At 70.2% G+C, this 13,850-nt stretch carries 13 protein-coding genes; 11 read left to right on the forward strand and 2 right to left on the reverse strand.

What is annotated here, in order from left to right; all coding sequences use genetic code 11:
• Positions 1 to 35 precede the first annotated feature (35 nt).
• From C6Y14_RS10630 to obgE, 4 genes are all read left to right on the forward strand, one after another.
• On the forward strand, positions 36 to 1,382 hold the full coding sequence (locus C6Y14_RS10630; RefSeq protein WP_107016286.1) for a phospholipase D-like domain-containing protein: 1,347 nt from the start codon (positions 36 to 38) through the stop codon (positions 1,380 to 1,382).
• 204 nt (positions 1,383 to 1,586) lie between these two features.
• Positions 1,587 to 1,907, forward strand: coding sequence for a 50S ribosomal protein L21 (gene rplU / locus C6Y14_RS10635; protein WP_006374708.1), 321 nt, complete (start codon positions 1,587 to 1,589; stop codon positions 1,905 to 1,907).
• Between the two features lie 14 nt (positions 1,908 to 1,921).
• Positions 1,922 to 2,176 carry a 50S ribosomal protein L27 gene (gene rpmA / locus C6Y14_RS10640; protein ID WP_107016287.1) on the forward strand — a complete coding sequence of 85 codons (255 nt, stop codon included), beginning with the start codon at positions 1,922 to 1,924 and terminating at the stop codon, positions 2,174 to 2,176.
• A 206-nt stretch (positions 2,177 to 2,382) separates the two neighbouring features.
• A complete protein-coding gene (gene obgE, locus C6Y14_RS10645) occupies positions 2,383 to 3,822 on the forward strand; it encodes a GTPase ObgE (protein ID WP_107016288.1) in 1,440 nt (479 codons plus the stop codon).
• A 495-nt stretch (positions 3,823 to 4,317) separates the two neighbouring features.
• Here obgE and C6Y14_RS10650 read toward each other — a convergent pair whose 3' ends face one another.
• On the reverse strand, positions 4,318 to 6,402 hold the full coding sequence (locus C6Y14_RS10650) for a hypothetical protein (protein WP_107016289.1): 2,085 nt from the start codon (positions 6,400 to 6,402) through the stop codon (positions 4,318 to 4,320).
• Between the two features lie 403 nt (positions 6,403 to 6,805).
• On the opposite strand from C6Y14_RS10650, the gene proB reads away from it, so the two are divergent.
• The 5 genes from proB (at position 6,806) to C6Y14_RS10675 (ending at position 12,025) form a co-directional block, all read left to right on the forward strand.
• A complete protein-coding gene (gene proB, locus C6Y14_RS10655) occupies positions 6,806 to 7,909 on the forward strand; it encodes a glutamate 5-kinase (protein ID WP_404828752.1) in 1,104 nt (367 codons plus the stop codon).
• A gap of 304 nt (positions 7,910 to 8,213) precedes the next feature.
• Positions 8,214 to 8,672: a hypothetical protein gene (locus C6Y14_RS10660; protein ID WP_107016291.1), complete on the forward strand. Its 459-nt coding sequence runs from the start codon at positions 8,214 to 8,216 to the stop codon at positions 8,670 to 8,672.
• Positions 8,673 to 8,820: 148 nt separating this feature from the next.
• Positions 8,821 to 10,107 (forward strand): glutamate-5-semialdehyde dehydrogenase, encoded by a 1,287-nt coding sequence (locus tag C6Y14_RS10665; RefSeq protein ID WP_107016292.1) that lies wholly within the window; start codon positions 8,821 to 8,823, stop codon positions 10,105 to 10,107.
• A 110-nt stretch (positions 10,108 to 10,217) separates the two neighbouring features.
• Entirely contained in the window at positions 10,218 to 10,799 is a 582-nt protein-coding gene (locus tag C6Y14_RS10670; RefSeq protein ID WP_107016293.1) for an SCO2584 family spore wall biosynthesis protein, read from the forward strand.
• 158 nt (positions 10,800 to 10,957) lie between these two features.
• Entirely contained in the window at positions 10,958 to 12,025 is a 1,068-nt protein-coding gene (locus C6Y14_RS10675) for an SCO2583 family membrane protein (RefSeq protein WP_107016294.1), read from the forward strand.
• Between the two features lie 137 nt (positions 12,026 to 12,162).
• Here the strand turns inward: C6Y14_RS10675 and C6Y14_RS10680 are convergent, their stop codons facing one another.
• Positions 12,163 to 13,269, reverse strand: a complete 1,107-nt coding sequence (locus C6Y14_RS10680; protein ID WP_404828753.1) for a M48 family metallopeptidase — start codon at positions 13,267 to 13,269, stop codon at positions 12,163 to 12,165.
• Between the two features lie 117 nt (positions 13,270 to 13,386).
• Here C6Y14_RS10680 and C6Y14_RS44485 point away from each other — a divergent pair, with 117 nt between their 5' ends.
• Positions 13,387 to 13,542: a hypothetical protein gene (locus tag C6Y14_RS44485; protein ID WP_199854694.1), complete on the forward strand. Its 156-nt coding sequence runs from the start codon at positions 13,387 to 13,389 to the stop codon at positions 13,540 to 13,542.
• 141 nt (positions 13,543 to 13,683) lie between these two features.
• Positions 13,684 to 13,848, forward strand: a complete 165-nt coding sequence (locus C6Y14_RS44490) for a hypothetical protein (protein ID WP_199854695.1) — start codon at positions 13,684 to 13,686, stop codon at positions 13,846 to 13,848.
• Positions 13,849 to 13,850 lie beyond the last annotated feature (2 nt).

Consider the following 13,850-nt stretch of genomic DNA (forward strand, 5'->3'; position numbering starts at 1 on the left):
GGAGGACGCTCACACGTGTCACGGGAGGGGATCTCATGGCGCGCGTGCGCCTGCAGGGCACGGGGCGGCACCGCGCTGTGAAACCGGTCAAGGGAAGCCGTCAGGCCGTCGCACTGGCGACCGTGCTGTCCGCGGCGGGTATCCAGGCCGGTACGACGGCGGGGACGGCGCAGGCCGTCGACAACCCGACGTGGACCGAGGGGCCGATCTTCAACGACCCGCTCGGCACCACCGACCAGCAGTACGCGATCCGCGCACGGCTGATCGAGCTGACGAACTCCGCGCTGCCCGGCTCCACGATCAAGGTCGCGGTCTACCACGTCTGGGAGGCCGGCATCGTCGACGCGCTCGTCGCCGCCAAGAACCGCGGTGTGCACGTACAGGTGCTGCTCGACGAGTCCAGCGTCAGCGACCGGCCGACGAACACCGCCTACGGGACGCTCGCCTCGGGTCTCGGCACGGACCGCACACAGGGCTCGTACGTCTCGACGTGTCCGGAGAACAAGTCGTGCCTCGGCGACCCGAAGTTCGGGCAGTCGATCATGCACAACAAGTTCTGGCTGTTCTCGGCGGTCAAGGGCGCCACGAACGTGGTCGTCGAGACCACCTCGAACTCCACGCCGTCCGCGCACACGCGCTTCTTCAACGACGCGCTGCTGCTGCCGAACAACCCGACGATGTACGACGCCTACGCGGACTACTTCGACACGATGGTCGCGCAGGACTGGGAGTCCTGGAACTACCGCACGGTGAGCAACGGCCTCTACAAGGCGTACTTCTTCCCGCGGGCGGGCAACACGCGGGCCACCGACTCGGTGTACTCGATCCTCAACAACGTCACCTGCAAGTACAAGGACACCGCGGGCGTCACCCAGTCGACCAAGGTCCGGGTGGCGATCTTCAAGATCACGCGGCTGGCCATCGCGGAGAAGCTGGTCGACCTGAAGAAGGCGGGCTGCTCCGTGAGCATCGTCTACGCGGAGTCGGACAGCGCCAAGAGCAGCGGCGGCACCAAGGGCACCTGGGAGAAGCTGCACACCACCGGGGGCCCGACCGTACGCTGCTACAACGACGACCGGGATCCGCTGAACCCCGGCAAGAAGCTGGTCACGCCGTACATCATCCACTCCAAGTACATCCTGGTGGACGGCATGTACGACGGCGTGAAGAACAAGGTCAGCTTCACCGGCTCCGGCAACTACACGGGCCCCGCGCTGCGCGAGAACGACGAGTCGATCGTGAAGGTCGACGACGACGCCGTGCACGACATGTATCGGGTCCACTTCGACCGGGTGACCAAGGTCGCCTACCCGGGCACCGCGGACACCACGGATCTGTGCAAGGGCGTGAAGCCGCTGCCCGCGGACGGTGAGCCCACGTAGGTTGCCTGGTCAGGGGGTGGTCGGGGCCCGGTTTGACCCCCAGGTCGGGGCCCCGTAACCTTGACCCTCGGTGTGTTTCTTGATGCACCGCATTCCCGTAAACCTCTTCCTCCTGGTGGCTCGCGCCCCGGGAGAGGCTGCCTCCTTCGCTCTTCTGGTGGCTGGACTGCGGGGATTCCGATTTCGAGTGAGAGAGAGATCCGCGTGTACGCCATCGTGCGCAGCGGTGGTCGCCAGCACAAGGTTGCTGTCGGCGACATCGTTGAGGTTGACAAGATTTCCACTGCCAAGGTTGGCGACACGGTCGAGCTCTCGACCCTGCTCGTTGTCGACGGCGACGCCGTCACCAGCGACCCGTGGGTCCTGGCCGGCATCAAGGTCCAGGCCGAGATCGTGGATCACCACAAGGGTGTCAAGATCGACATCCTTCGCTACAAGAACAAGACCGGCTACCGCCGTCGTCAGGGCCACCGCCAGCAGTACACGGCGATCAAGGTCACTGAGATCCCCGCGGCTGCGAAGTAAGGGACTGAGGAGAGATGGCACACAAGAAGGGCGCATCGTCCACCCGGAACGGTCGCGACTCAAACGCTCAGCGGCTCGGTGTGAAGCGCTTCGGCGGTCAGACCGTCAACGCCGGTGAGATCCTGGTCCGCCAGCGTGGCACCCACTTCCACCCCGGCGTGAAGGTCGGCCGTGGCAAGGACGACACGCTGTTCGCGCTGGCCGCCGGTGCGGTCGAGTTCGGCACGCACCGCGGCCGCAAGGTCGTGAACATCGTTCCGGTCGCCTGACCGGATCTTTCGCGAGGCGGACCTCACTTCCCGTACGGGAAGCGGGTCCGCCTTTCGCGTGTTTTAACTGGTGGAGAGACGTCTGGCAGAGACGTCTGCCGGACATCGGCAGACAGACGTCCGCACCGAGTAGTGATCATCGGGCGGTGACAGCCGCGCGGTGCTCATCGATGAGAGATTTCCGTACGTAACTGGAGGCACATCCCATGACCACCTTCGTGGACCGCGTCGAGCTGCACGTCGCCGCGGGTAGCGGAGGCCACGGCTGTGCCTCCGTCCACCGGGAGAAGTTCAAGCCCCTCGGTGGCCCGGACGGCGGCAACGGCGGCCGTGGCGGTGACGTGATCCTGGTCGTCGACCAGTCCGTCACCACGCTCCTCGACTACCACCACTCCCCGCACCGCAAGGCCACCAGCGGCCGGCCCGGTGAGGGCGGCAACCGCTCCGGCAAGGACGGCCAGGACCTGATCCTGCCGGTGCCGGACGGCACTGTCATCCAGGACAAGGACGGCAACGTCCTCGCGGACCTGGTGGGCCAGGGCACGACCTACGTGGCCGCCGAGGGCGGCAGGGGCGGCCTCGGCAACGCGGCACTGTCCTCGGCGCGCCGCAAAGCGCCCGGCTTCGCCCTGCTGGGTGTTCCCGGCGGCCTCCAGGACATCGTCCTGGAGCTGAAGACGGTCGCGGACGTGGCACTCGTCGGCTACCCGAGCGCGGGCAAGTCCTCGCTGATCTCGGTCCTGTCGGCGGCCAAGCCCAAGATCGCCGACTACCCCTTCACGACCCTCGTCCCCAACCTCGGTGTGGTGACGGCCGGCTCGACGGTCTACACGATCGCCGACGTACCGGGACTCATCCCGGGAGCCAGCCAGGGCAAGGGCCTGGGGCTCGAATTCCTGCGGCACGTGGAGCGCTGCGAGGTGCTCGTCCACGTCCTGGACACGGCGACCCTGGAGTCGGACCGTGACCCCGTCTCCGACCTCGACATGATCGAGGAGGAGCTGAAGCAGTACGGCGGCGGGCTCGACCGCCGGCCGCGCATGGTCGTCCTGAACAAGATCGACGTGCCCGACGGCAAGGACCTGGCCGAGATGGTACGGCCCGACCTGGAGGCGCGCGGCTACCAGGTCTTCGCGATCTCCGCGGTCGCCCACATGGGCCTCAAGGAGCTTTCCTTCGCGCTGGCCGAGCTGGTCGGGCAGGCGCGTGCGGCTAAGCCGAAGGAAGAGGCGACGCGGATCGTCATCCGGCCGAAGGCCGTCGACGACGCGGGCTTCACCGTGGTGCGCGAGGACGACGGGCTGTACCGCGTGCGCGGCGAGAAGCCGGAGCGGTGGGTGCGGCAGACCGACTTCAGCAACGACGAGGCCGTCGGGTACCTGGCCGACCGGCTCGCCCGCCTCGGCATCGAGGCCTCGCTGATGAAGGCGGGTGCCCGTACGGGTGACGGCGTGGCCATCGGACCCGAGGAGAACGCGGTCGTCTTCGACTGGGAGCCGACGGTGATGGCGGGGGCGGAGATGCTCGGGCGCCGTGGTGAGGACCACCGCTTCGACGCGCCTCGGCCGGCTTCGCAGCGGCGTCGGGACAAGCAGGCGGAGCGGGACGAGTCGGACCAGGAGTTCGACGACTTCAACCCGTTCTGACCGGGCTGCCCTCCGGGCCGGTTCGGGGGTGGGTTACGGGTGGCTGGGCAGACGCTTTCACCGCGGGCCGGTGGGGGGCCTTGCGCCGTTCCCCGCGCCCCTTGAGATTCGACCGCGGGCCCGGTGGGGGCTGGTCGCGCAGTTCCCCGCGCCCCTTGGGTGGGTGGGGCTGCGGTGGTGTTTTGGCCGTGGGTCCGGTGGGGGTTGGCCGCGCAGTTCCCCGCGCCCCTTGAGGGCGCCCCTACGGGGCAAAAGCTGGGGCGCAGCCCCGCTTTTGAGGGGCGCGGGGAACTGCGCGGGTCACCCCCGCCGGGCCGCAGTGAAGGCAACTGCCTGGGGCCCCGTAGGGGCGCGGGGAACGGCGCGGCCAACCCCCACCGGCCCGCAGTCGAAGACGTAGTCGAAGCCGTAGCCGTAGCCGTACTGACAAAGGCGTGGGGCCCGGAGAGAACTCCGGGCCCCACGCCTTTGTGTTGAGTCTGGCGCGCGCAGCGGCTACGCGTTGACCGAGTCGTCCGCCTCGCTCGCGTCCTGCGCGGCCTCCTCGGTCGCGTCCTCCGACGCGGACCGCGGCGAAGGGATCTCGGCCGCGAGTCGCGACTCCATCCGCACCCGCCGCTCGTCGGCCTTCGTGCACAGGTCGTCGATGGCTCCGTTGAAGCGGGCCATCGACGGCGGGTCGGACGGACCGAGCAGGTGCTCCTTCAGTGCGGCGCGCGCCGCCGTGAACTGGTCCTTCTCGGGACGGCGTACCGACTCCAGGAGCGCAGGCACACCCTCCGCGCCGGGGGAGAGGACGACACCCGCCGACACCGTCGGGAAACCCGTGCGGAACGCCGCCTCGGTCATCCCCGACGTGTTCGCCACCGCGTACGGCTTCTCGCTCGACAGCCAGTCGGAGACGACCGACGAGACGTCGCTGACCAGCAGGTCCGCCTGGTTGAAGCAGGCGAAGATGCCCGGCCGCGCGTCCGTGATGATCTGGTGCTCCCACTCCGGGAAGGACGCCCAGTACGCCTTCTCCCAGGCCAGTGTGGCCTCGGCGATGGCGGCCTCGCGGTCACCCCGGGGCGCGCCCTGGAGCAGCATGCGCTCCATCTCGTCGGCGCTGTCGCGGAAGTCGGTGGACGTCAGTTTGTCCAACTCGGCCGTACGCCGCGCCAGTTCGGCCGCGGCTCCGGCGTCGGGACGGGCGCCCGAGCGCTGCGCGGCGGCCTCGCGGATCATCGCCTTGATGCGCTCGTTCGCGGCGCCCGCGCGCAGGTCGACGGAACCGGTCATCGGGTGCGGCTTGTAGAGGAGCCGTACACCGTCGTCGGCCAGGAGCTGCCGGACGATGTTCTCGCCGGCCAGGACCACGGACGTGTTGCCGGGGTTGCCGTCCCAGCCCTCCCACGTGGGGGCGTACAGCACGGTCGTGAACGCGCCCGTCGGCGCCCCCGAGTAGGGGCGGATCGGCGCGAGCTGCGGGCGGCCGACCTCCACGATGTCCTTGTCCTCGACGCCGACCTCGGCCAGCGCGTACCGCTCGCGGGCCGCGGGACCGGCCACCCACACCTCGTCGTACGCCTTCGCGTACGGGTTGCAGGAGGAGAGCTTGTCGCTCTCGCCGTGGTTGATGAAGGCGTGCTTGACCGTGGGGATGCGCAGGACCTGCGAGGTCTTCGCGGCGTTCGCCGGGTGCAGCATCATCTTCAGCGTCGAGTTCTCCAGCGAGAACATCGTCGAGACCTTCGGGAAGCAGATGACCGGCACGTCGGTGGCGTCGATCTTCTGCACCATGAACCGCTCGCGCAGCACGATCAGCGGCTTCGCGTCGACCGCGGAGACCGTGGAGAGCCACATGTTCGCCTGGTACGCGGAGGTCGTGCCGCCGGAGAAGTACATGGCGACCGTCGGCCGGTAGTCGGCCAGCCACGCGTCGAGCCACTCCATGACCTTCTGCTCGCTCAGGGAGCGCTTCTTCGGCAGCAGCCAGGTGGCGAGCCACGCCGTGCCGCCGCCGATCAGCACGAGGGCGACGCCGAGGCCGATGGCGCCCCACAGGGCGTCCTCGGTGGCCGCGGTGACCATCAGGCCGATCGTGGTCGGGACGGAGAAGGCGAGCAGCCGGTGCCCGGGGCGGCGGGCCAGGATGCGCGGCGGCGCGGCGGTGAGGCGCAGCGCGGACGCGTCGATGTTGCGGGTGACGATCGGCAGCGTACGGGTGCGGCGGACCATGACGGCGGCGGCCTGGCAGGCGAAGTGCAGGGCGTAGAAGACGCACAGCCCGACCATCAGCGGCGCCTGCTCGCGCGTCGGGCTGATGCCGTCGATCCGCAGGAGCCCCACCATGATGATCATGTCGCGCAGCAGTTGCCGGACCGTGGCGTCGAAGCGGACCTTGCCGAGCAGCGAGAGCAGTCCGGGGTCCCGGTACTGCAGGAACACGTCGAGGGCGAGGCCCGCGGCGCTCGCGGCGATGAACACCGGGACGTTCGGCAGCAGAGCGGAGACGATCTGAGCCGTGAAGAGCGCGAACATCGAGAGCAGCGCGAAGAGCTGCACGATGCGGCGGGTGGCGAGTCCGGCGGAGGGCACGGAATGGGCTCCTGCGAGGGGTGCGGCGGATGGGGGGAGGCGTGGAGGTCGGGCCTCGCCGTACCTCCCTGAAGCTCGTACGGGAGAGGCCGATCCCTGACCGTATGACCTCTGCGGGTCGCCTAGCAATCTTGCGTGAGAACTATCACCGGATTTGGGTTTAAAACGACGAGAAGCTGTGACGCTCCCTTCCCGCCCTCCGCGCGCGCCCCCGCCGGCCCGCCTGTCGGCGTCCGCCCCTCGAAACACGCGGGCGTCCGCCGCCCTCCGTCCCGTAGATTGCACGAACCGGACACGAACCGGGCACGTACCGGGCAGGGCGCAGGCCGGGCCGTGGGGAACGCGGGGAACATTGGGGTACAGCGTGTCAGCGGCTAGGCGGGCGGCAAGCAGACAGGGCGTCGTGGACGCCCGCAGGATCGTCGTCAAGGTGGGTTCCTCGTCCTTGACCACCGCGGCCGGAGGCCTCGACGCCGACCGTGTGGACGCCCTCGTCGACGTACTAGCCAAGAGCCGCGGAGGCGGCGAGCACGAGGTCGTCCTCGTCTCGTCCGGCGCCATCGCGGCCGGCCTCGCCCCGCTGGGCCTGCGCCGCCGCCCCAAGGACCTGGCCCGCCAGCAGGCCGCCGCCAGCGTCGGGCAGGGCCTCCTGGTCGCCCGCTACACCGCCTCCTTCGCCCGGTACGGCGTCCGGGTCGGCCAGGTGCTGCTCACCTCCGACGACATGAGCCGCCGTGCCCACCACCGCAACGCCTCCCGCACCCTCGACAAGCTCCTCGCGATGGGTGCCCTGCCGGTCGTCAACGAGAACGACACCGTCGCCACCGACGAGATCCGCTTCGGCGACAACGACCGCCTCGCGGCCCTCGTCGCCCATCTCGTCCGCGCGGACCTGCTCGTCCTGCTCTCCGACGTGGACGGCGTGTACGACGGCGACCCCAGCAGACCCGGTACGTCGCGGATAGCGGAAGTACGCACTCCGGCCGATCTCGCCCACGTCGACATCGGCAGTACGGGCAAGGCGGGCGTCGGTACGGGAGGCATGGTCACCAAGGTCGAGGCGGCCCGGATCGCCGCCGCGGCCGGCATCCCGGTGGTGCTCACGAGCGCCGTGCACGCGGCCGACGCCCTCGCCGGACGGGACACCGGCACGTACTTCCACGCCACCGGCCGCCGCTCCGCCGACCGCCTGCTGTGGCTCCAGCACGCGTCGACCCCGCAGGGCGCCCTCGTCCTGGACGACGGCGCCGTGCGCGCGGTCGTCGAGCGGCGCACGTCCCTGCTGCCCGCGGGCATCGCCGCCGTCGAGGGCGACTTCACCGCCGGTGACCCCGTCGAGCTGCGGGACGGCACGGGCCGGGCGGTCGCCCGGGGGCTGGTCAACTTCGACGCCAAGGAGATCCCGCAGCTGATCGGGCGCTCCACGCACGACCTGGCCCGCGAACTGGGCCCCGCGTACGAACGCGAGGTCGTGCACCGGGACGACCTGGTGCTGCTGAATCCGTGAACCGGACGGCCCGCAGGGGGCCGGTGGACGTCCGGTGGACGGGCCGGTGGACGTCCACCGGACATCCGGAGCGGTTTTCACCGAACGTTCACCGGCGTACGCCCGGCGCCGCGCCCGTCAACAGGGCCCCGGCCGAAAAGAGTGGGGAACGCCGGACAAAGCCCCTGCCCGGAGGTGGACCTTCGGTAAAAGTGCCACGCGGCGCCCTCCCACCTGCTCAACTTTGTCTCAGGGACAACCCCTCAGTCCGATCAGTCGACAGTCCGAGCGGACCCACTGCGTGAAGGAGGCCGTCGTGAGACGAGTGCGCCCTGGGGCGGCGGCGTCCCGCAGTCTTGGCGGCTCGCGCGCGGCCGGCGAGGAGCGTGCGCTCACCAGCGTCGCCGCCGGTGAGATGTACGAGGCGGAGGAGCCGCAGGACCTGCCGCGCCTGTGGCACGTCACGCTGAGCGTCTCGGGCGGCGAGGCCCCCCTGAAAGAGGTCAGGCGCGGCCTGGAACAGCTCGCCCACGACCACCCCTTTCTGCTGACCAGCCGGTACGCCAACGACCACGCGGAGATCCGCTACTGGGAGGAGGCCCGCGACCTGCACGACGCGGCCGCGGTCGCGCTGCGGCTGTGGGGCGAGCACCGCCAGACCGCGAAGCTGCCGCCGTGGGAGATCGTCGGCCTGGAGGTCATCGACCGCGAGACCTACCACCAGCGGATCGCGGAGGGTTACGGGCCGCTGCCGGCGACTCCGGTGGGCGTACACCCGTTCTGACCGCTGAGGCCCCCTCCGTGGCCCCTGCCTCTTGGCCCCCACCCCCGGTGGCCTCCGGGGTACACGCTTTCTACGGCCATTTCAGGACCTGTCTCGCGGTGTGGGACAACGGCTGAACAGCTCTCGCGGGCGCACTACCCTGCGGGTTATGACCACGCTCTCGCCGTACGACTCGATGTCCCCGGTCACCCAGGCCGCCTACCGGGCCAAGAACGCCGCCGCCGACCTCGCCCCGCTGCCGCGCGCCGAGAAGGACGACGCGCTGCTCGCGATCGCGGACGCCCTTGAGGTCCGTACGAGCGAGATCGTCGAGGCCAACGCCAAGGACGTCGAGCGCGCCCGCGAGGCCGGCACCAGCGAGACCGTCATCGACCGGCTCACGCTCACCCCCGAGCGGATCCGCGCGATCGCCTCCGACGTACGCGACGTGGTGGCGCTGCCCGACCCGGTCGGCGAGGTCGTCCGCGGCTCGACCCTGCCCAACGGCATCGACCTGCGCCAGGTCCGCGTCCCGCTCGGCGTCGTCGGCATCATCTACGAGGCCCGCCCGAACGTGACGGTCGACGCCGCCGCCCTGTGCCTGAAGTCCGGCAACGCGGTGCTGCTGCGCGGCTCGTCCTCGGCGTACGAGTCCAACAGCGCCCTCGTCCGCGTCCTGCGCGACGCCGTCGGCGGCTCGGGCCTGCCCGCCGACGCCGTCCAGCTCGTACCGGGCGACAACCGCGAGTCCGTACGGGAGTTGATGCGCGCCCGGGGCCTCGTCGACGTGCTCATCCCGCGCGGCGGCGCCTCGTTGATCCGCACGGTCGTCCAGGAGTCCACCGTCCCGGTCATCGAGACCGGCACCGGCAACTGCCATGTCTACGTCGACGCGCACGCCGACCTCGACATGGCGATCGACATCCTGATCAACTCCAAGGCGCAGCGGCCCAGCGTCTGCAACGCCGCCGAGACGCTCCTCGTCCACCAGGACATCGCGCCCCGCTTCCTGCCGCTCGCGCTCGACGCCCTCGCGGAGGCCGGGGTCACCGTGCACGGCGACGAGCGCGTCCTCACGTACGGGAAGGACTCCAAGGCCACCGTCGTCGAGGCGACGATCGAGGACTGGGAGACCGAGTACCTGTCGTACGACATCGCGGCGGCCGTCGTCGACTCGCTGGACCGGGCCGTCGACCACATCCGGCTGTGGACCTCCGGGCACACCGAGGCGATCGTCACCACCTCGCAGCAGGCGGCCCGCCGTTTCACCCAGTTGGTCGATTCGACGACGGTGGCCGTGAACGCGTCCACGCGCTTCACGGACGGCGGTCAGTTCGGCTTCGGCGCCGAGATCGGCATCTCCACGCAGAAGCTGCACGCGCGGGGGCCCATGGGGCTGCCGGAGCTGACGAGCACCAAGTACATCGTCACGGGCGACGGGCACATCCGGCGCTGACCGCGTCCGGCGCCGGGCACCTCGGGCCGCACCGGCGCCGGCCGTCTCGCCAGGCGGGAGAATTTCCTTACCGTCTGCCCAAATTGACCACCCCGGTCTACTCTGGATCCGTGCCGGAGGACGTGGGGGGCACGCCGTTCCCTGACGGCTGGGAGCCCGACGACGACCGCGACCGCGGGGGTGCGGACGAAGAGTTCGCCTCCGTGGTCTTCGACGAGTCCTTCGTACGGGCGGCGACGGTGCACGAGCCGACCGCCGTGGAGCGTCTCCTGGCCGCCGCGCAGGCGAGAGCGGAGGCCTCCGAGGCCGAGGCCCGCCGAGCGCGCACCCGGGGCCTGCGCGGGGACGACGAGCTCTTCGAGGACGGGTTCGGCCCCGACGGGCCGGGCGATTTCGGCCACGACCCCGAGCTGGACGACCGGGACGTCCTCCACGGCCGCTACGGCCACCCCGGCACCTACGGCAAGCAGGCCCGCTGGCACCGCCCGGTGGCCTGGATGCTCGCCCTCGTGATGGGCGTCGGCATGGTCGCGCTGGCCTTCGCGGCGGTCTACCGGGGCGCCTCGTCGAGCAGCGGGGACCAGGTCCCGCCGCCCGCCTCCACCGGACTCGAACAGGGCGGTGGTGTGGGCCCCTCGGCCTCCGCCGACTACTCCCCGCCGGCCGCCTCGGCGGTGCCTCGCACGCCGTGACGGTTCTGGTCGGGACAAGGGCCGGAACAGGTTTGAAACGGCTCTCCCGCAGCGTGCCGGGCTGCTCCGGGAGTTGATGGGAAATCTGGTGAGAACCTGTCAGAACTTGTCGTGTAGCAGGGCGTTTACCTGAGGTCCAGGAGACCTACTCTGAAAGTATGGGCAGTCCTGGAGACCCACCGGAGGGGACATCCGAGGGTGTACCCGGCGGGGGCGAGGAGGAGTACCGGTCCGTCGTCTTCGACGAATCGTTCGTCCGTGCTGCCCGCCTCCAGGAGTTCTCCGCGCAGGAGCGGATCGGCGACCACACCCCGGCCGTCCGCCGCCGCCCCCCGATGCGCCGGGGTCTCTCCCGGCAGGCCCTGGTCCTCGTCGTCCTGATCGCCGTCGCGTTCGGCACGGCGATCTACATGGGCGTACGTCATCCGTACCAGACCCCCGTCGCGAAGCATCCCGAACCCCTGCGCATGACGGTGATACCGCTCGCGCCCCAGAGCCGCGTGCCCGGTTCGGCCGATGTGGAGGCCCTGTACGCGCACAGTCCCGCCGACCAGTTCCGCATAGGCGCCGACGGGATCACGCTGCCCGCCTCGCGGCGCACCGCGCACTTCTCCGACAGCCAGATCGTCACCGCGCTGACCACGGCGAAGGACTACCTCGTCGAGTCGGCGCTCGACCCGGACGTCCTCACCGGCGGTGCCAGCCGGTCGGTGCGGATCCTGCTCGACCCGCAGCAGCTCGACCAGTTCGACCAGAGCTTCCGGAGCCCCACGGCGGACGGGCGGCACGCGCCCACCGGGTGGCTGGTGCGCTTCGACCCGGCGCAGACCGAGCTGGCCGACACGAAGGTCAGGGTGCAGGGCACGCTGACCGCCGCCGAGACGGACTCCGACACGCTTGAGGTCAGCGCCGACCACACCTTCGTGTACGCGCTGCGGCCGAGCGGCTCCGACGAGAAGGCCGAGGCCTCGCTGTTCACCGTCCGGCGCGAGCTGCACTTCCGGTTCGACCGGGACGATCTGCGGATGCACCAGGCCGAACTGCTCGTCTCCTACGTCCAGGCCGGGCCGCTGGCCTGTGCGGAGGACGCGACGAACCAGTTGCGGCCGCTGCTCGCGGGGGAGACGGCGCGGGCGGGTGGGCCGGCCGGGACGGATCCGTTCGCCACGGGTAGTGCCACGGCGCTGTGCGGGTCTTTGGCGGCCAGCGCGCAGCCGAAGCTTTGAGCCGAGCCCAGCGTTGTGCGGGCCGTAGGCCGGGAGCACGGTGGTGATCTGCGGGTTCGGTGGGGGCCGGTCGCGCAGTTCCCCGCGCCCCTGGGGTGGCGCCCCGACCGGGGCGCCACCCCAGGGGCGCCGGTTCGTCAGGGGGTGCCGGGCGGGGGTGTGTCCTCCGGGGTGTCCTTGGGCGGGGCGTCCTTCGTGGTGCTGCTCGTGCTGCTGCCGGTGGCGAAGCCGCCGAAGCCTCGGCGTACTCGGCCGCCCAGGTCGCCCGCGCCGCCCGCGATGTCGCTGACCAGCTTCATCAGCGGGTCCTTGGAGTTCTTCACGTCGGTGGCGTAGCTCGCCGCCGACTGGCGGAAGGAGTCCGTGACCGAGGTGTCGCCGTCCTCGTCGCGCCGCGGGTAGTGGCCGTCCATGATGCGCTGGTAGTCGCGGGACTCCGCCCACTTCTTCAGCTCGGCCGCCCGGACCGTGGTGAAGGGGTGGGAGCGGGGCATCACGTTCAGGATCTTGAGGACGGAGTCGCGGAGGTCGCCGCCGGCCTCGTACTCCTCGGCCTGGGCGAGGAACGCGTCCACGTTCATCTCGTGCAGGTGGTTGCCGCCCGCGATCTTCATCAGGCCGCGCATCGAGGCCCGCAGGTCCTGGCCGACCAGCAGTCCCGCACGGTCCGCCGACAGCTCGGACTTGCGGAACCACTCGCGCAGGGCGGTCACGATCGCCATGATCGCGAGGTTGCCGAGGGGGATCCACGCCACGCGCAGGGCGAGACTCGTGAGGAACAGCAGGATCGTGCGGTAGACGGAGTGGCCGGACAGCGCGTGGCCCACCTCGTGGCCGATGACCGCCCGCATCTCCTCCTCGTCGAGCAGCTCGACGAGCCCCGTGGTGACGACGATGATCGGCTCGTCCAGGCCGATGCACATCGCGTTCGGCTTAGGGTCCTGGGTCACGTACATCGGCGGGACCTTGTCGAGGTCCAGGATGTAGCAGGCGTCGCGCAGCATCACGTTCAAATGGGCGAACTGGGCGTCCGAGACACGCACCGAGTCCGACAGGAACAGCAGCCTCAGGCTGCGCTCCGGGAGCAGGCCGCTGAGCGCCTTGAAGACCGTGTCGAAGCCGGTGAGCTTGCGCAGGGCGACCAGGGCCGAGCGGTCCGCGGGGTGCTCGTACGCCCGGGAGGAGATCCCCTCGAAGCGCCTGCGCTGCCTGCTCGGTACGTTCTCGTGGCTTTCTTCTGGCATGTGGTCCCCCATGCGTTTGGTTGCCTTCTGTGCCCCCAAGGCGGGGACCAGCCTAGGCGGAGATACCTTGGACGGGCAGTACAGCGAAGGAGCAGTACGTCGAGGAGTAGTACGTCAATGGAGCATTCCCCCGGATCGTGGCTGGTCGAGGCCGCGAATGCCGCCCAGGAGCAAGGGGCGGGCAATCTCCTCCGCATCGTGCTGATCGTGATGGTCGTCGGATGTGGGCTGGCCGCCTGGTTCCTTCTGCGCGGCTACAAACGGGACGACTGAGACCCCGCGGAAGGTTCCCGGCCCGGTGGAGCCGAACTCCCCAACGGCGGAGTCGGAGTGATGCGGGAGAGGGCACCCGCTTACGATGTGCGGAGTCTTTACCCCGCCCACATCGCCCCCATCGGATAGGTCCTGCTGAAGATGAGCTTCCACAGCACCGCTGCCCAGTTGGTCACACTTGCCGCCGAGGGCGAGGAGCACGGTGGCAACCACGAGAGCCTGAACCCCCTGTTCGTCGGCGGTGGAGCCTTTCTCGCCCTCCTGCTGCTGCTGTGGATCACCACCCGCTTCAACCGGGACCGCTGACG

The sequence above is a fragment of the Streptomyces dioscori genome (assembly GCF_003024195.1).
GTDB classification, from domain to species: Bacteria; Actinomycetota; Actinomycetes; order Streptomycetales; family Streptomycetaceae; genus Streptomyces; species Streptomyces dioscori.

Excerpts from the sequence above, each read along its gene's own strand:
- C6Y14_RS10630 (WP_107016286.1), top strand. The coding sequence starts at position 36 with ATGGCGCGCGTGCGCCTGCAGGGCACGGGGCGGCACCGCGCTGTGAAA.
- rpmA (WP_107016287.1), top strand. The coding sequence starts at position 1,922 with ATGGCACACAAGAAGGGCGCATCGTCCACCCGGAACGGTCGCGACTCA.
- obgE (WP_107016288.1), top strand. The coding sequence starts at position 2,383 with ATGACCACCTTCGTGGACCGCGTCGAGCTGCACGTCGCCGCGGGTAGC.
- C6Y14_RS10665 (WP_107016292.1), top strand. The coding sequence starts at position 8,821 with ATGACCACGCTCTCGCCGTACGACTCGATGTCCCCGGTCACCCAGGCC.
- C6Y14_RS10675 (WP_107016294.1), top strand. The coding sequence starts at position 10,958 with ATGGGCAGTCCTGGAGACCCACCGGAGGGGACATCCGAGGGTGTACCC.
- C6Y14_RS10680 (WP_404828753.1), bottom strand. The coding sequence starts at position 13,269 with ATGCCAGAAGAAAGCCACGAGAACGTACCGAGCAGGCAGCGCAGGCGC.
- C6Y14_RS44485 (WP_199854694.1), top strand. The coding sequence starts at position 13,387 with ATGGAGCATTCCCCCGGATCGTGGCTGGTCGAGGCCGCGAATGCCGCC.
- C6Y14_RS44490 (WP_199854695.1), top strand. The coding sequence starts at position 13,684 with ATGAGCTTCCACAGCACCGCTGCCCAGTTGGTCACACTTGCCGCCGAG.